Consider the following 16,288-nt stretch of genomic DNA (forward strand, 5'->3'; position numbering starts at 1 on the left):
AATTAAGCAATTTAATATAAGGCATTTTTAATGGATTACAATATCTCAAAATTAATTATTCCAGCTGCTGGAATTGGTAGCAGATTTTTACCAATCACCAAATCCATTCCAAAAGAAATGTTGCCCCTTTCAAACAAACCAGCAATTCAATACATTGTCCAAGAAGGTCTGGATGCAAAAATAGACAACATACTCGTTGTGCTTTCACCTGAAAAAAGCGTCATAGTTGATTATTTTACACGCAACCAGCACCTTGAAGATATTTTAGCGCAGCAAGGTAAAAGCTCTTGTCTGGATGAATTAAACAAACTTATTGCCATTGCAAAATTTCAATACTTTATTCAAAACAAACCCCAAGGTGTTGCAAATGCTCTGCTACACGCTCAACCAGCAATTGAAAACGATGAGTTTTTTGCCGTAGCTCTTCCTGATGATATTATTTTCGGGGCAAAGCCAGAAATCGGCTACCTTGCAAAAATAGCTCAAGAGCATCAAGCTATGGTCATCGGCGTACTCGAAGTTCCCTACGATCAGATTTCTTCATACGGAGTCGTTGCGCCAGGGCTACAAATTACTCATGATATTTTCGAGATTGATCACCTGGTCGAAAAACCTCAAGCTGCAGACGCTCCATCCAACTTAGCTATTGTTGGTCGTTATATTTTTCACAGCTCACTTTTTGCTCATATTCCACTCACTCAACCTGCTGCAAATGGCGAAATTTTACTTCCTGACACCATCAACCTCATGATTAAAAAAGGATTTAAGGTTTTAGCGGTAAAAATTAAGGGTCAACGCTTTGATACGGGAACCCCTCAGGGCTGGCTCGAATTCATTGTTAAGCACAATAAAATCGACTAGATTCTTCCTTACTAACGGTATGATTTTGTTTTAAGCACATCAACTTCATTCTTCGATACTCTAATTTAAAACCTCCCCCTCTCGCCGTGCCCGGCGAAGTTTTAACGAAGCCTGGGTCCTCGGGTTTAACCCGGGGATCCATGTGCTATGTAAACTTTATATCATAAAAACTATGAGAACCTGGATCCCCGGATCGAGTCCGAGGACGAAGAGGTGGAGAGACAAAGTCTTTGACAACCTAGTTAACTTAACGAAAAATTAAAATTCCTTTAAAAAACCTTTTTTACAACTATTGCTATCCTTACCAGCAAACTGATACCATTTTGACAACAAAATCAATTCATCATTTCAGAAAAGGGGGATTTATGAAAAAGTTATTGTTATGTGCTTTAATCTTTGCTACTCAATCAATTGATAGTTGTAATCTATGTCGAGACTTTGTCTACACTGGACAAGTGCTACGACGAGTAGAACGAGAAATAGTGCAGTGTGATTGCAACTGCTGGCAACAACCAAAAGTAAAGTTTGAACATGGGTATGGATACGGATGCGTGGCTTGCGGACATCGATTAATTCCTGAAGATATTTTTGAAAAGAAAGCAAAAAAATCTGACGACGAGAATGAAACTTGGGATCCTGCAAGTAAAAAATATAACCGATACCAGCAAGCTTCAACTGACAAACGAGTTTTAATCGGACAAATTTCTTAAAAATCGAACAATAAAAAAGCCCTTGATTTTTAGGCCAAGGGCTTTTTTGTTATAAACTTATTACTTTATGCTCGTCGATTATTTGCAGCAACTGTACCGACAGGTTCAAATTGTCTATACAGCCAATGTGCTACAACTGATAACCATGCAACTTTTACAGCTGCATCTGCAGCATTGGCATTATTCGTACTTGTTGCAATCAAAATACTTGTTACCTCAGTAGCTCTAAATACTTGATCTATCGCACTAGAAGAATCACTTGTAACAAAAAACCAATCTGTTCCTAAAACTAGTGTCACAGGAATTAATTTTTCAACAATTATCAATGGAATGTCTCCGGTATGCACTGCGATCTGATTTCGTACAGTGACTTGATTTGAGGAAGCCTGAGCTACCGTACTTGATAAAAACAAAGCACTCATCAACATTAATTTTTTCAAAATAAATTCCTTTTTTATGGTTTAATCGTATGGTTTAATCATTACAAATAGCATACCAGGCTTGAAAAAAGTGGCAAAAGCGCCTCTTCTAATTTGCTGCAAAGAGGCATCAAAAGCCATCCCCAGTACTTTGAAAACAGGCCAGATTTGAAAAAAATGCAAATATGCGTATTATTAAAGGATATTATTTGAAAAGGATTTAAATGAAAAAACAATTACCCGTAAGCGTCGTTACCATTGGTCTTGCAATCTTTACCATGCTGTTTGGTGCTGGAAATATTATGTATCCTGTTAATGCAGGTGTGATGGCAGGAAGCAAAAATTATATTGGTATTTTTGGGTTTCTTTTAACCGGTGTCCTTCTTCCAATTATCGGCCTGGTGGCTATGATTTTATTCGATGGAGATTATAAAAAATTCTTTAATCGCATTGGGGCTATACCAGGATTTTTCGCAATTCTTTTTTGCATGCTCATCATCGGGCCCTTCTTGGTAATGCCACGCTGCGTTACAGTTCCATACGCAATGCTTGCACCATTTTTACCTGCTGTTGGGCTACCTCTTTTTAGTTTCTTATTTTGCTTAATGGTATTTATTTTAACCTACAAAGAATCACAAATTCTCAACGTATTAGCAAAATATATCAGTCCAATAAAAATCGGGTCACTCTGCTTCATTGTGATTGCTGGACTCGTGAGCGCTCAAACTACAATCCCGCAAACGCTACCAACAAATACCGTTTTGTTTGACCAAGTTTTGCTCGGATTTCAAACTCTTGATTTACTTGGTGCTTTATTTTTTGCATACATTATTGTGCGTTTATTAAAATTAAATGATACGCAACATTCACTAACCAATAAGCAACTTGCTTTAATGTGCTTAAAAGGTGGCGCAATCGCTGGTGTTTTTATGACAACGTTTTATGTTGGACTTAGTTTCCTGGGTGCTTATTATGCACACTTGGTTGACAGCTCAATGAATGGCGCAGAAATGTTTCGAGTCATTGCTCTGCACGTAGTTGGAAAACATGGTGTTATCATTTTAATTACTGCTGTCATGATGGCATGCCTTTCAACCATGGCTGCACTTGCTGCTGTTTTTGCAGAATATCTACGTAATGAAATTTTTAATAAAAAATTGAGCTATCTTCACAGCTTAACTATTGGCCTTGTCATCACCATGATCATTTCAAACTTTGGTTTAACTAATATTTTGAAATGGGCGATTGCACCGATCAATTTCGGATATCCAATCATCGTTACGATTACTCTATGTAACATTGCATACAGTTTGTTCGATTTTAAATGGATCAAATTGCCGGTGTTTATTACGACACTTGCAATGACTTGGATCTATTTTTATCCATATTTGATGGCGTAAACAGGATTATTTCATGACTAATGAATTTATATTTGCACTACATGTTGGAACTATCAGCCTGAGCACACTACTTTTCTGCAGACTTGGTAAAGAAGCGCTCATCGCTTATGTGTCATTGCTTTTTGTCATCGCAAATATTTTTGTCATAAAACAAATTAATCTATTTGGTTGGTCGGTAACGAGTGCTGATGCATTCATTGTCGGTATTAGCTTTAGTATTAATTTGCTACAAGAATTTTGGGGGCAGCAGTATGCTCGTAAAGCAATTTGGATTAGTTTTGCGTGTTCTATTTTTTATATGATTACCACACTGTTCATTTTAGGTTACACACCATCTCCTGCTGACGATGCGCATCCTCATTTTGCAAGCATTATGGCATTCACCATACGCATTATAAGTGCATCATTTGTTTCGTACTTGATAACACAATTTACCGACATGCATCTGTACGGTTACATCAAAAAACAAACTCACGGAAAATATTTTATTTTTAGAAATTATTTTGCCCTGGGCACTTCACAGCTCATCGATACTATTTTGTTTAGCTACTTGGGACTCTATGGCATTGTGGCAAACATTGGGCACATCATCACGATGAGTTATAGTATCAAAATAATTGCCATTTTAATGACAACACCATTTCTATTGATTGCTAAAAAAGCGGTTAACCTAAGAGAAAAGAATTAACGATAAAACTTTCAGCACATGGATCCCCGTGTTACTCCTACGATAAAGCTACGGCGCACAGGCGAGCACGCGTGTCCGTCGACGCCTGGGCGAAGTCGGAAGGACGAAGAGATGTGGAAAGAAGGTTATTTGGTAGCGGTAACTAAAACAACAAACATCTATTATAAAAAACTATTTTTTATAAAGTTTCCAAGATAGGAAGCATTTGACGTGTTTTACGAGAATGATCCAAAAGCGCGTTAATAATTTCATCCAAATCTCCCTGCATCACAAAATCTAAAGATTTTACTGACAAGTCAACTTGATGATCAGTTACGCGGTTTTGAGGATAATTGTAGGTTCTGATTTTCTCTGAACGCTCTCCAGTTCCAATTTGTTCTTTTCGAGCCAGAGACTCTTTCGATTTTTGTACCTCTTGAGCATGAGCAAGCAAGCGAGAACGTAACATTTTTAAAGCTTTTGCTTTATTTTTATGTTGAGATCGTTCTTCTTGGCAAGCAACAGCAACACCAGTTGGTATGTGTGTTACACGAACCGCAGAATCGGTTGTGTTAACGTGCTGACCACCAGCACCACCTGAACGATACACATCAACTCGAAGATCTGAATCATTCAATTGCACATCAACATCTTCAGCCTCTGGTAGCACTGCTACGGTTGCCGTTGATGTATGCACGCGCCCAGCTGTTTCTGTTGCAGGAACTCGCTGAACTCGGTGAACACCAGATTCCATTTTCAACGTACCGTAAATATTTTTGCCTTTGATATGAACAATAACCTCTTTCAGCCCACCCAAGTCAGTTACACTTTGCTCGGTGATCTCAGTTTTCCAACCGCGCTTTTCAGCATACAAAAGATACATCTTAAGCAAATCACCCACAAACAAAGCAGCTTCTTGACCGCCTGTTCCTGCGCGAATCTCAAGATATGCACTTCTGGTGCTTAACTCGTCGGCAGTGTACATGAGATCTTCTAGCTCTTTTTCTTGAATAGCTATTTGAGATTTTAAATCTTGAATTTCTTGATTAAACAATGAAACAAGCTCAACATCTTGTTCTTGTTGAGCTTGTTTTTCTGTTTCTTGTAAAGAAGCCCGAGTCTTCTCGAGTTCTTTGTGACCATTGAGGATATCTGAAACGTTTGATAAGTTTCGTTGGACCTCAGCACGATCTTTTGATGTTACATTTCCTGAAGAAACCTGGTCTTCTAATCTTTTATGTAAAGCTTCTAACTGGTCCCATTTAGTAAACACAAATTTTCCAAGAATGTAATAAGAAATCGATTATTTCGCAAATTTCTTTCTGAATTTTTCAATTCGACCAGCTGTATCAACAAATCTTTGCTGACCAGTAAAAAATGGATGACATTTTGAGCAAAGTGTTGATCGAATTTCTTTTTTTGTCGATCTTGTAATGAATGAGTGTTCGCAGGTGCATTTTACATCTACTGCAAATAACTCTGGATGTATGCCTTGTTTCATAGAATAATACCTTTATCTTACCAAATTTATACATTTTCAGTATGAACGAATTACGTCATTTTGTCAAAAAACTCTTCAAAAAACGCGTTTTTTAACCAATATCGCTCAATGGCATTCGCCCACAACGTTTTATCTTTATACTTTGACACCAAGTTTAGCCTGTTTCAGAAGCTCACCTAAGATGTATAAGTCACTCCCAAACCATTGCTTTTAAAGGTTTTTCTTTAGCATCCTAACCATAGGGATCTAATATTTCTTATGCCAAATGGGGATTTTTATGATGAAAAATAAATTAATGTTATTTGCTTTACTAACAGGTTCGTATGTCTTTACTAAAAAGCATGACGCTATACAAGATTGTTTTCCTAATGCATCATCAATTCAGATTTTTAATAATGCATCTGATCCTAACAAACCGCTAAAACACGTAATTGACGCATATACCCTGCAAAGGACATACTTTACAATAAAAAGACATTTTCAGAAAGAACCAAAGCATAACGCTGAGTCTGTAATCATTTTTCCAAATAATCAAAATGCAGAAATACTTTCGATTATAATTAGCAATAAAGACGACAAGAACAATGAGTCTTTTACAATATTTTACGAGCAGTAAAGATAATGGCCGCATTGTAAATAAACAATGCGGCCATTATTAAAATCAAATTTACTAAAAATTATCTACGGTTTAGATCTTTTTTACGCAAACGAACTGATACAGGAGTAACCTCGATCAATTCATCAGGTCTGATCCATTCCATACATTGTTCAAGCGTCATAAGCTTTGTAGGTGGTAATTTTACCGCATCATCCGTACCAGAAGCACGCATGTTCGTTAATTTTTTACCTTTACAAGGATTAACGTCTAAATCAGTGTCACGTGAATGCTCACCAATGATCTGACCTTCGTAAACTTTATCAGCAGGCTGTACAAAAAGAACACCACGATCTTGCAAAGTATCAAGAGCATAAGCTGTAACTTGACCAGATTCCATAGATACCAAGGCACCCTTCAAACGCTTCTGGATTTCGCCTTTACATGGTCTATAACCAATGAAACTGATGTTGATAATACCACTACCACGAGTATCAATTAAAAACTGAGAACGGAAACCTAAAAGACCTTGTGATGGCATTTCAAATTCCATGCGAACTCGACCATCATGCAACGGCTTCATGTTAACTAATTCAGCTTTTCTTTGGCCCAAGTTTTCAATTACAGAACCACGATATTGTTCTTCAACATCGATAGTCACGTGCTCAAACGGTTCTTGTTTAACACCATCAACCATTTTGTAAATAACTTCAGGCGCTGAAACTTGCAGCTCAAAGCCTTCACGACGCATTGTTTCAATCAAGATACCCAAGTGCAATTGTCCACGACCAGAAACCTTGAAAACCTCTGGAGAATCGGTACCTTCAACGCGAAGCGCTACGTTTTTTTTCAATTCACGGTCAAGACGTTCTCTGATGTGACGAGAAGTCAGTAATTTTCCTTCTTTTGCGTTAAACGGAGAATCGTTAACGGAAAAGTACATAATAAGTGTTGGCTCATCAACTTTAACATACGCATGAGGAGCTGGCTTACCAACGTTGCATAACGTTGCTCCAAGCTCAGGTTGCGTTGTAAAACCGGCTACACAGACAATGTCTCCGTAGCTTGATTCTTGAACTTCAATTTTTTCAACACCCAAAAACTGCCACATTTTAGTGATACGAGTTGGCTGTCCAACTTTGTCATCTTTACACATGACGACTTGGTCGCCAACTTTTAAAGAACCACTAAAGATACGACCAACAGCAAGCGCCCCAAGGAAATCAGAATGATCTAAGTTGGTAATCAAAAGCTGTAATGAATCAACTTTTGGTGTTGGGCTTGGAATAGTTTGAATGATGGTATCTAAAAGAGGTATAAGTGTATCTGATTGGACTTTTAAATCAGTTGTCATAAATCCAAGTCTTGATGAACCGTACAACGTTGGAAACTCTAATTGAGATTCATCAGTTACTAAATCAAGAAAAAGATCATAAATTTGTTGTTCTGTATGCTCAATTTGAGCGTCTTTACGATCAATTTTATTAATAACAACGATCGGTCTTAATCCAAGACCAAGCGCTTTTTGAAGCACGAAACGAGTACCAGGAAGTACACCTTCTGCAGCATCAACTAAGAGCAAGAACCCTTCAACCATTTGTAGTGTACGCTCAACTTCTCCACCAAAGTCAGCGTGACCCGGAGTATCAACGATGTTGATTTTATAATCTTTATATAAAATACCGGTGTTTTTCGCAAGAATGGTAATTCCGCGTTCTTTTTCGATAGACCCTGAGTCCATGACTCGATCTTTAGCGTCAACAATCGTTCCTGATTGTTTAAGCAGTTGATCAACTAAGGTCGTTTTTCCGTGATCCACGTGAGCGATAATGGCAATGTTACAAATTTTAGGGTTGTTTGACATAATAAATTCTTTAATTTTTTTGGAATAATGAGCATTACAACATTCTCATACTATCAAAAGCAGACCTTCTTGTCCATGCAAGGGCACACAAACCCCTCAACTTTAAGCATTTTTACCAAATTACGCCCGAAAGACCGATGAAAGCGTCCATAGGCCAAAGCCAAATATCCCAGCAGATGATGCACGCGCAAACCATTGCAACACAGAGAGTGAAAAATCTTTTCGCAAAACAACAAGAACTAAGCACCATGAAAACCACCAAGTTGCTGATCCTAAAAAGAGCCCTACTACAAAACTGACGGCATCCTTCATAATTGAAAAATCAACAACAAGACCAACAGATAATGCCATAAAATCTATAATCGATACCGGGTCAACAAGAGCAAGAAAAAAAACTGAAAAAAAAGCTTCTATTACATCACTACTTTTGCCGTGGTGCGCATGCAAAGAAATTTTACTAAAAAGCCTTTTAATGCCCAAGAAGCATAAAAATAACCCTGCTACCACTTTCAACATTATTGAGTGATCTGACAGTAAAGAGTGTCCAGCTTGCAGCCCAAGCACCACAAGCACGGCACAGGTAGCATCCGCCATCGCTGCAGCAAGCGCAGAAGCCATGGCAACCCAAGCTCTGCCAGTCATCATATTTTGCAAACACAGCGCTCCACTAATTCCAATGGAAGTTGCAACGGTAAATCCTATAACAAAACCCTGAATCCAAAACGAACCATCCATTCTATTTCCTTTTTTTAAAAATACTTCACTCAAAGATACTACAAAAATTACTAATTTCTCTTTATTTGACAATCAATTTTTCTTTTCATATCTAAACCTATAAGAATTGATTTTTAGCTTGTAAATAGTTTGCAAGAAAAATCACAAAAAAGGATTCTTATGAAAAAATTATTTATTCTTCTCGCATCTTTTGTTTTGCTAAGTGATTCATCAGTATTTGCTCGTCATGAAGACAATGATCATAATGATCATATGGCAAAAGCTATGGAAAAATGCACAAGAGCTTGCGAAATCTGTTCAAAAGATTGCAGAGATTGTTCAAAAGATTGTAAAGACTGTTCTCATGATTGCAAAATCTGCTCAAAGGATTGCAGAGATTGTTCAAGAACTTGTGTAACATGCACCAAAACATGTAAAGATTGCATAGAAGAATGTAGAAAATGCATCGAAGAATGCAAAAAATGCGTTGAAGCTTGTAACAAAATGACGAGAAAATAATTCACTTTCATAACACCTTACTGCAAAAGGGCTAGTTGTTTTTTAAGACAGCTGGCCCTTTATATTTTTTTATCCATACGAACTATGTCGCTTTATACGTTCCCATCAAACTGCCTTTAGCCAAAATATGACCTTGCATTGCTTGCAGCAAATTTGCTTTCGTCGTTTTTTCAGTAAGTTGTGACAACTCTACTCCAAGAGCATACACATCAAAATAATAACGATGTGTTCCTGATGGAGGTTTTGGACCACCATAACCAGTCTTGCCGTAATCATTTGTTCCCAATGAAATACCACTGCTTGCTTTACTTAAAGCGCCTTCTGGCAAACCTTGCATTGTTACTGGAATATTAAAAGCTACCAAATGAACCCATTCTTTAGTTGGCGCATCAGGATCGCGGCAAATAATTGCATAACTTTTAGTACCCTTAGGTCCAGCTGTCCATGAAAGCTGAGGAGAAATATTTTCGTTAGGCACATAGCCATACTTTGATGGAATTGGACTATTTGCTTTAAATGATTGACTCGTCAGTGTTAAATTAGCCTGGGCAGATGATGCATTCATATTATCACTCCTTACATGAAACAAACATAAAACCAAAAATATAATGCCAACAGATGTATCATATTTTTTACAATCCATTATTTTTCCTCTAAAAATATAAAGAAAGACTAACCCTTATTACAACTTTTATGAACTAAATTCATCATCATTTTCTGTTGAACGATGTGAGCAAGTACTAGCACGTCCACTCGGAAAAGAATCATCATCTTTCGAAAAAACATGTTGTGATTGCCTTGAATATTTTTCTACCAACAATCTTGCCAAAATTATTTCAACTTCTTGCATGAAAATAGAATTTTTAGCCAATGATCCACTTGATATGCATTCATGTTCTATAGCATAAATCTTTGTAACTAATTGTTTCGACTCAAGGCGTAAATTACCAAGATGATATTCTACTAATTCTAGTCTCTTTTCGGCAGCTGCTACGTGCTGCACAGCAATCGCAACACGAGAATGAATTCCACCAACAACTTCGTTAACGTCTTGTACAAGCTTTTCAAAATCTAGCTTTATGTTATCTAATCGTGAAAGCTTAGAATCTATTTCAGTCCAAGATAATTCCAAATTTAATTTCTTCATGTCTAGTTGCGAAAAATAAGTTTTAAATTCTTCTATCTCTTTAGCAAAACGTTGCTGCTCCAATACCGATACACGGCGTTCCATCTCTGCTAAGCGATTGAACTGACTATCTCGTAATTCGTCTACTATTTCACTTGAACCTTGAAAATATCTTACAGATAAAGAACTACCTGCTGATTTTCTTAAAGTTGCCCCAGAAGAAACATTTTCCATTTCTGAAGTTACTTGAGATAGTTCAGCACTAGAAGCATGTAATGTATTTTTTATTTCAACGATCCCTAAGCAGCATAAAATAATTATAAAAAGTTTCATTTTCATATAAATTCCTTTTTTCATTCGTTTGATTAAGACCATAAAGATTTACGGACAATTTATGACACTATTTCTATCATAGTCAATCAACTAAACCTTCCAAGTCTCATTTTAAATTATCTATACCCTAAACCAAAACTCTTGATTTCATGATCAAAGCTATGCAAAACTATACATACAAAGGGGTTTATCTAAATTAGGGGATAGTTTATATGATCATAAAAAAATTTTTTCTTACGTCACTATGCTGCTTAGCAGCCTTTTATTCGACAACGTATAGCAGCTTGCGACAATTTTCGCAACCTACACCAAAACTTACAGGAGAAGCGCTAAAAGGTTTAACCCTGCAGCCACTTCGTCAAGAAGCTAGGACTGTACAACTGCCACAAACTACAATACATCCTAAAACAATAAAACAAATGCAAGCAGAATTGATGCCAGGGCTACAGCCAGATCAGCCCTTATGGACAACCCAAAAATTAAGACGCATTCGTATTGATCAACCGAAAATGAGTGATTTCTCACAAGATTTAGCATTGAAATGGCAACAACCAACTACAAAAATAAATTCCGAAAGCTCAGATCGAGGGTCAGCCGGGTCTCAAACAGGCATGTTTAGAGCTACTGCTCCACGATTAATGTCTCGACAGCAGGCCGCAAACATACTTGGTGTTTCTGAGTATGCATCTTTAAAAGATATACAATCTGCCTATATCCAAGCTGCAAAGAAAGCACATCCTGATGCTGGTGGTAGCAATGAGGCAATGAGAGAAGTTATAGATGCTAGAGATCTTTTAAGCGGAAAAAGAGACGCAGACGAGCAACGCGAGCAAGAAGGTAAAGGCCCTAAAAAACCTTATTTCTCTACAAAAGCTAAACTTGTTGCTGGAGCCGTAGGAACCACTGCTGCTACTAGAATTGGCATAGCAGCTAAAGAGATACATGAAGACTGGGTTGATAGACGTGAAAGAACAGAAAGAAAAAAACTCGAAGATTTAAAGCCACGTAACCGTCCAGAAAATATGACGGATGATCAGCTCAAAGAAGAAAAATATGATTCAGGTCATACATTTAAGCATTATATCTTGGGCTATGATCATACTGATTATACACACGAATATGCTAAGCAACGATTAGCCCAGTTAAATGCAGAATTGGCAAAACGTCATGCAACACAAGAGGAGCAGCGTACACATGAAAGAGCTACTACCTACGAAGAGTGGGCTAACCGAGGCTAACTTTTATATTGGCACGCTACATTAAAAAAATTACATAAAAATAAAGTCACTCAAAATGCTTGAGTGACTTTATTTTTAAAAAACTATTTTTAATGAAGCGTTATTTTTTTCGTTTATACAATCTTAAACCAACAAACATCAGTCCAGCAAAAACAGATAATAATGCTGCAACAAACAACATTAAATTGTTTTTATTGAAAGAAATTTTATTGCTGTCGAGCGAGTTTAATTGATGTTCATGCGTCAATTTTTCTAATTTTTGTTGATGCTTTAACTCTTCAAATTCTTTTTGCGCATTTCTTTGACGATGTGCTTCTTTTTCTCGTTCAATGTTTCTTACTACAGCTTGAAAGCCACCGTCTGTTTCAACTGCCATTTTAGCATACACCTTTGCTTGCGCGCGGTCATAACCAAGGTCTTGAAACATCTTAGTATATTCTGCGATTTGTCTATGATGTGCATTAAGACCAACTAAAGCCGCAATTCCACAGCCTAGTCCTACACCAATTACTTCAGCAGCAGATGGCTCATGATAAACCACATGCCTGTAAACTACTGGTTCATGGTACACAACAACCGGCACTTCTCTGTAAAAGAAAGGATATGGTAATGCCTGATGTGCGCTCAATAACGATAGAATCGAAAGAAATGTAAATTTTGTAATATTTTTCATAAAATCCCCCTTTAATATTGATATATTCTATACAAAAAGGGTATCATATAAGCCAAAAACACACAAAGGGGTTGGGGTCTTTTATGCTGCTAAAACGAATTCTTTGCTTTTGACAATTCAGAAATAGGCAGCGTAAAAGCATCAACAAAATTACTGTGTTTTTTTAATCGAGGCTGAATTTTTAATACCAATTCAGCTACAGGAACAGATTTAGAAACATTTGGAGGCGTTGTTTGTAATTCTTGCAATTGTCTTACGAGTTCATCTTTTTCACGCTGTAATTCATCTTTTTCACGCTGCATAGTACGTATTAAATCAAGTTCACGATCCATTGTTCGTCGTGCTGCAAAAGTCCAATCTTTTTGTTTTGCCATTTTTAATTGATCAATACCTAAATCTTCTTGTTGCTGTAAATTAGTACGCTCCAATGTCGACTCAGACAACAGTTCTTTTATTTCTTGCAAGCATCTTGCCCTTGCCAAGCATCTTTTTTTTATAACTTTTCTAGCTTCTGCTTGCTGTTCTGCTTCAAAAAATCTTTTAGCTGACTCTCTATTTGCAGCAACTATAAACGCAAGAGCTTTCTGTTCTTTTTCTTTTTCTATTGAAGCTGCTACCTCAATGTCCAAATCTCGTAAAAGCTGATCTGATAGATAATTTTTTTGTTCTATCATTTCTTTCTCAAAAGCTATTTTTTGCAAAAATTGTTTTTGAGAAAGCAGGAATTGTTCACATTCTTGAGCAATTTGGTCTCGTCCAAGATCGCATGCTTTAACAACAGCTTTACGCTCTGAAGCAATCTTTATTTGCCATAAACGATCTGCTTTCTGCATCTCTTCAACTAACAATTTTTGCTGAAACTCATTTTGTAATTTTTTTTGATTTTCAATGTACGCTTGAACATCTTGCTGTATTTTATGATCCATAAAATCAGACGCATCATCTAAAAAAACACATTTAAATGAATTTACACAACCATTTTGATCTAAAACCACTGCTATAATATCTTTTTGATAACCATCGAAACAATGCTTTGCTATTTCATGATAGCTTTGCATTCCTTGTTCCCCCATCATGAGCTTATATGTTTGATTCCAATTCTTTATTATTATTGCTTCGACTTTCATGACAACCTGCTTTAAAAGATCTTTTTTAAAATCTATTAATGCTAATTTACTCATATTTGGATTCAAAAAATTCTGTAATTTAATCTGTTCCATATGTATCGCTAATTCATTAAATAGAGGTTCTAAAATAAACTCACTATCCTTTTCTTTTAAAAGTTTTGCCAACTCTACTTTGGCCCACATAGGCACTACAAGAGCTGAATGTGTTGCTACTGTTGCAACAGTAGATTGCATAACTGTTTCTGATGATTGTGCGGCCTGTAACCCTTGTGAGAGTAATGATGCAGGCATATCAACATTTATAACTGAAAAACCCTTTGCTCCATTTGTTTGACCTCTCAAGTATGAATTTTCAACTAATGAAACAAGGGTGTTCACAAACGAATCACCTACAACACTATGACGCTTAAAAGGTTCTTGCTGAACCAACGTATCAGAAACTGAAGTACCTGAAGCAAGTGGTTCAGTTTGTGGCGATTGTTCAAATGTCTGAACAGCTTGCTTTATAACTTGATCGATATAACTAAATAAAGCTTTTTCATTGATGGCACAAATACCTTCATTAAAAAAACATTCTTCAGGAAACTGATAGGAGATATCTTGAATCAATTGGTAATATTGATTAACTGCATCTTTACCCAATTTTTCTTCATAAGTCACATTCCATAATATTTCAAAGCGATTAAATAAACGCTTCAAAATATTTGCAACTTCTTTCTCCTGATTTGTTCCAGGAATTCGACCTGCTTGTGTCCAAGCTTTGAATGCTTCCAACCCTATTTTTTTAGAGAGCTTAAGCATACTCTGGTTTTTTATACTCTCTGATGGCGTGTAAGGCAATGCATTTACTAGCGATTCTAATACAGCAACTCTAGCTTGATAATAATTCTCTCCTAATTTTTGCGCCTGCGAACAGTGACTTACGCTACTCGCCATGAATATAAAAAATGATAAAAATAGTAAAAACATAAAACCCCTTTTTCAAAATTAAATTTTACAAGCAAACAAACTATATTTTAATATATTATTTTAATCACGTTACCAAAAGAAATTTAGAAGTCACGCATATTTCTTTATCTCATTATATTGCAGCAGTGCACTTTTTCACCTGTTGAATTTAGATTTTGATTCTATCAAGACTGTAAACATTGCTAAAATTTTACAACCTTTCACAAGTGTTCATATTTTTCTCTAAACTTTGTAAGCTAATTTTTATCATCATTGTTTCAATCTGCAACGACTTGTTTAATTTTTTTTCAATTAATAGTACACTACATCGTATGTTATTATCATTTTTTAGGTGGTTTTTATGTTAATTCTATTTCTTATGATTTCTTTGTTTCATGGCGTTACTCTTGGATCTGAGCAAGGTTTTTTTGCTCAAGAATTACAGCAAAAAGGTTATGAACCTCATGAAGTTAGTTGCTTAAACCAAATATTTACAAAGCTGTTGCTTGAGACACCAAGATCACAATATTTTTCATCACCATTACCCACAGACATTATTAAAACAAAAAATACGACATATCTGTTGGCTGAAGTTATTGCTAAAGCTTGGAATGAAGACATCGAAAAACGCTTTGGCCTGAACAAAGCCAAATTTTATGAAATAGTTGGCAATGCTAATTTACAAGCAATTGACTCTTCTATGTTTGTTTCTCAGGGTTTTAAACCAAGATCTCTAAATAGTACATTTGTCAGAAACTATGATGAACATGCAGAGTTGTGTGGCCTTGTTGATGCTATTATCACTGCAGAAATGCAATGGCATGAGCAAACAATGCGTTTGAAATTTTCATCAAAACGCAGCTGCTCAGATCTACCAATGAAAATAGTATTGCCTAGTGGTAGATATCATTGGAATCCATACTCAGCATCAGCACGTTTTAACACTCCAAAATATCTTCCTTCTCAAGCACCAACTCCTTACTATTCATATTCAAGTTCAGATGTAGGCTCTGACTCAGAAGGAAACTAAATAATTACTGTTCAAACATAAAAAAATCCACTTAAGTGACCTACGCAAATTCTACTGTGCACAGGTTAAAGACATAAAAAAAGACACTCGAGAAACCTATAGTATAGGTTTCTCGAGTGTCTTTTAATTTCTAAAAAGAATTAGACTTTTTAGTCTTGTTCTTCTTCATTACATTCGTCGCCGCAATCTTCGTCGCATTCTTCGCCGTCGCAATCATCTTCTTCAAGCATTGAAGCAAGATCAGCTTCATACTCTGCACGATCAGCAGCAACGCGTTGATCAACCATTTCTTGGAAAGTTACTTTAGTACCATCTTCAAGAAATAGTTCTTTGCCTTCAAGCAATTCTTGCGCAAGTTCAATAGTAATTGCCATTCTGTCGAATTCTTCCATCGGTACAATTACTGATACAGGAAGACCGCCTTGCATAACAATCTGTAAATCATCAGCTGGGTTGAAAACTGTATCTTTTTCGTCTTGCTCTAAAACTGTGTTTTTATCATTTTGTGTCATAAAGGGACCCCTACGGTTTAAATTAAAAATGTAACCTTAATACTTATTTCT

The 16,288-nt window shown here is 36.4% G+C and carries 18 protein-coding genes; 8 read left to right on the plus strand and 10 right to left on the minus strand.

Translation table 11 applies throughout. From position 1 onward, the window contains the following. Positions 1–30 precede the first annotated feature (30 nt). Together WC747_01690 and WC747_01695 are read left to right on the plus strand one after the other, a co-directional pair. The gene (locus WC747_01690; protein ID MFA5998712.1) at positions 31–861 is read left to right on the plus strand and encodes a UTP--glucose-1-phosphate uridylyltransferase; all 831 of its coding nucleotides are present in this window, start codon (positions 31–33) and stop codon (positions 859–861) included. A 365-nt stretch (positions 862–1,226) separates the two neighbouring features. Continuing rightward, positions 1,227–1,571 carry a hypothetical protein gene (locus tag WC747_01695; GenBank protein MFA5998713.1) on the plus strand — a complete coding sequence of 115 codons (345 nt, stop codon included), beginning with the start codon at positions 1,227–1,229 and terminating at the stop codon, positions 1,569–1,571. Positions 1,572–1,636: 65 nt separating this feature from the next. On the opposite strand, the gene WC747_01700 is transcribed toward WC747_01695, so the two are convergent. Then, positions 1,637–2,011 (minus strand): hypothetical protein, encoded by a 375-nt coding sequence (locus tag WC747_01700; protein ID MFA5998714.1) that lies wholly within the window; start codon positions 2,009–2,011, stop codon positions 1,637–1,639. Positions 2,012–2,214: 203 nt separating this feature from the next. Here WC747_01700 and WC747_01705 point away from each other — a divergent pair, with 203 nt between their 5' ends. Together WC747_01705 and WC747_01710 are read left to right on the plus strand one after the other, a co-directional pair. After that, a complete protein-coding gene (locus WC747_01705; GenBank protein ID MFA5998715.1) occupies positions 2,215–3,390 on the plus strand; it encodes a branched-chain amino acid transport system II carrier protein in 1,176 nt (391 codons plus the stop codon). Between the two features lie 13 nt (positions 3,391–3,403). Next, positions 3,404–4,078, plus strand: a complete 675-nt coding sequence (locus tag WC747_01710) for a queuosine precursor transporter (GenBank protein MFA5998716.1) — start codon at positions 3,404–3,406, stop codon at positions 4,076–4,078. A gap of 178 nt (positions 4,079–4,256) precedes the next feature. On the opposite strand, the gene prfA is transcribed toward WC747_01710, so the two are convergent. Together prfA and rpmE are read right to left on the minus strand one after the other, a co-directional pair. After that, entirely contained in the window at positions 4,257–5,330 is a 1,074-nt protein-coding gene (gene prfA, locus WC747_01715; protein MFA5998717.1) for a peptide chain release factor 1, read from the minus strand. A gap of 30 nt (positions 5,331–5,360) precedes the next feature. Continuing rightward, positions 5,361–5,558 (minus strand): 50S ribosomal protein L31, encoded by a 198-nt coding sequence (gene rpmE, locus WC747_01720; GenBank protein ID MFA5998718.1) that lies wholly within the window; start codon positions 5,556–5,558, stop codon positions 5,361–5,363. A gap of 277 nt (positions 5,559–5,835) precedes the next feature. Between rpmE and WC747_01725 the strand changes: the two genes are divergently transcribed. Further along, on the plus strand, positions 5,836–6,174 hold the full coding sequence (locus WC747_01725; protein ID MFA5998719.1) for a hypothetical protein: 339 nt from the start codon (positions 5,836–5,838) through the stop codon (positions 6,172–6,174). A 61-nt stretch (positions 6,175–6,235) separates the two neighbouring features. Here the strand turns inward: WC747_01725 and typA are convergent, their stop codons facing one another. Together typA and WC747_01735 are read right to left on the minus strand one after the other, a co-directional pair. Continuing rightward, complete coding sequence (gene typA / locus WC747_01730; GenBank protein ID MFA5998720.1) at positions 6,236–8,017, minus strand: translational GTPase TypA; 1,782 nt, start codon at positions 8,015–8,017, stop codon at positions 6,236–6,238. Positions 8,018–8,137: 120 nt separating this feature from the next. Next, complete coding sequence (locus WC747_01735; GenBank protein MFA5998721.1) at positions 8,138–8,752, minus strand: LysE family transporter; 615 nt, start codon at positions 8,750–8,752, stop codon at positions 8,138–8,140. Positions 8,753–8,911: 159 nt separating this feature from the next. Between WC747_01735 and WC747_01740 the strand changes: the two genes are divergently transcribed. After that, on the plus strand, positions 8,912–9,250 hold the full coding sequence (locus WC747_01740) for a hypothetical protein (protein ID MFA5998722.1): 339 nt from the start codon (positions 8,912–8,914) through the stop codon (positions 9,248–9,250). 82 nt (positions 9,251–9,332) lie between these two features. Here WC747_01740 and WC747_01745 read toward each other — a convergent pair whose 3' ends face one another. Both WC747_01745 and WC747_01750 read right to left on the minus strand, forming a co-directional pair. Then, positions 9,333–9,815 carry a YbhB/YbcL family Raf kinase inhibitor-like protein gene (locus WC747_01745; protein MFA5998723.1) on the minus strand — a complete coding sequence of 161 codons (483 nt, stop codon included), beginning with the start codon at positions 9,813–9,815 and terminating at the stop codon, positions 9,333–9,335. A gap of 126 nt (positions 9,816–9,941) precedes the next feature. Next, entirely contained in the window at positions 9,942–10,715 is a 774-nt protein-coding gene (locus tag WC747_01750) for a hypothetical protein (protein MFA5998724.1), read from the minus strand. Between the two features lie 206 nt (positions 10,716–10,921). Between WC747_01750 and WC747_01755 the strand changes: the two genes are divergently transcribed. Continuing rightward, positions 10,922–11,947 (plus strand): DnaJ domain-containing protein, encoded by a 1,026-nt coding sequence (locus WC747_01755; GenBank protein ID MFA5998725.1) that lies wholly within the window; start codon positions 10,922–10,924, stop codon positions 11,945–11,947. A gap of 100 nt (positions 11,948–12,047) precedes the next feature. Here WC747_01755 and WC747_01760 read toward each other — a convergent pair whose 3' ends face one another. Beyond that, on the minus strand, positions 12,048–12,620 hold the full coding sequence (locus WC747_01760; GenBank protein ID MFA5998726.1) for a hypothetical protein: 573 nt from the start codon (positions 12,618–12,620) through the stop codon (positions 12,048–12,050). A gap of 89 nt (positions 12,621–12,709) precedes the next feature. Beyond that, complete coding sequence (locus tag WC747_01765) at positions 12,710–14,716, minus strand: hypothetical protein (protein MFA5998727.1); 2,007 nt, start codon at positions 14,714–14,716, stop codon at positions 12,710–12,712. A gap of 340 nt (positions 14,717–15,056) precedes the next feature. Here WC747_01765 and WC747_01770 point away from each other — a divergent pair, with 340 nt between their 5' ends. After that, positions 15,057–15,725, plus strand: coding sequence for a hypothetical protein (locus tag WC747_01770; protein MFA5998728.1), 669 nt, complete (start codon positions 15,057–15,059; stop codon positions 15,723–15,725). 149 nt (positions 15,726–15,874) lie between these two features. Here WC747_01770 and WC747_01775 read toward each other — a convergent pair whose 3' ends face one another. After that, a complete protein-coding gene (locus WC747_01775) occupies positions 15,875–16,237 on the minus strand; it encodes a hypothetical protein (GenBank protein MFA5998729.1) in 363 nt (120 codons plus the stop codon). Between the last annotated feature and the right edge of the window lie 51 nt (positions 16,238–16,288).

The organism is Candidatus Babeliales bacterium, from assembly GCA_041660205.1.
In the GTDB taxonomy this organism is placed as follows: Bacteria; Babelota; Babeliae; order Babelales; family Chromulinivoraceae; genus JACPFN01.

Excerpts from the sequence above, each read along its gene's own strand:
- typA (MFA5998720.1), bottom strand. The coding sequence starts at position 8,017 with ATGTCAAACAACCCTAAAATTTGTAACATTGCCATTATCGCTCACGTG.
- WC747_01740 (MFA5998722.1), top strand. The coding sequence starts at position 8,912 with ATGAAAAAATTATTTATTCTTCTCGCATCTTTTGTTTTGCTAAGTGAT.
- rpmE (MFA5998718.1), bottom strand. The coding sequence starts at position 5,558 with ATGAAACAAGGCATACATCCAGAGTTATTTGCAGTAGATGTAAAATGC.
- WC747_01745 (MFA5998723.1), bottom strand. The coding sequence starts at position 9,815 with ATGAATGCATCATCTGCCCAGGCTAATTTAACACTGACGAGTCAATCA.
- WC747_01735 (MFA5998721.1), bottom strand. The coding sequence starts at position 8,752 with ATGGATGGTTCGTTTTGGATTCAGGGTTTTGTTATAGGATTTACCGTT.
- WC747_01760 (MFA5998726.1), bottom strand. The coding sequence starts at position 12,620 with ATGAAAAATATTACAAAATTTACATTTCTTTCGATTCTATCGTTATTG.
- WC747_01755 (MFA5998725.1), top strand. The coding sequence starts at position 10,922 with ATGATCATAAAAAAATTTTTTCTTACGTCACTATGCTGCTTAGCAGCC.
- WC747_01770 (MFA5998728.1), top strand. The coding sequence starts at position 15,057 with ATGTTAATTCTATTTCTTATGATTTCTTTGTTTCATGGCGTTACTCTT.
- WC747_01750 (MFA5998724.1), bottom strand. The coding sequence starts at position 10,715 with ATGAAAATGAAACTTTTTATAATTATTTTATGCTGCTTAGGGATCGTT.
- WC747_01765 (MFA5998727.1), bottom strand. The coding sequence starts at position 14,716 with ATGTTTTTACTATTTTTATCATTTTTTATATTCATGGCGAGTAGCGTA.
- WC747_01690 (MFA5998712.1), top strand. The coding sequence starts at position 31 with ATGGATTACAATATCTCAAAATTAATTATTCCAGCTGCTGGAATTGGT.
- WC747_01725 (MFA5998719.1), top strand. The coding sequence starts at position 5,836 with ATGATGAAAAATAAATTAATGTTATTTGCTTTACTAACAGGTTCGTAT.
- WC747_01705 (MFA5998715.1), top strand. The coding sequence starts at position 2,215 with ATGAAAAAACAATTACCCGTAAGCGTCGTTACCATTGGTCTTGCAATC.
- WC747_01695 (MFA5998713.1), top strand. The coding sequence starts at position 1,227 with ATGAAAAAGTTATTGTTATGTGCTTTAATCTTTGCTACTCAATCAATT.
- WC747_01710 (MFA5998716.1), top strand. The coding sequence starts at position 3,404 with ATGACTAATGAATTTATATTTGCACTACATGTTGGAACTATCAGCCTG.
- WC747_01775 (MFA5998729.1), bottom strand. The coding sequence starts at position 16,237 with ATGACACAAAATGATAAAAACACAGTTTTAGAGCAAGACGAAAAAGAT.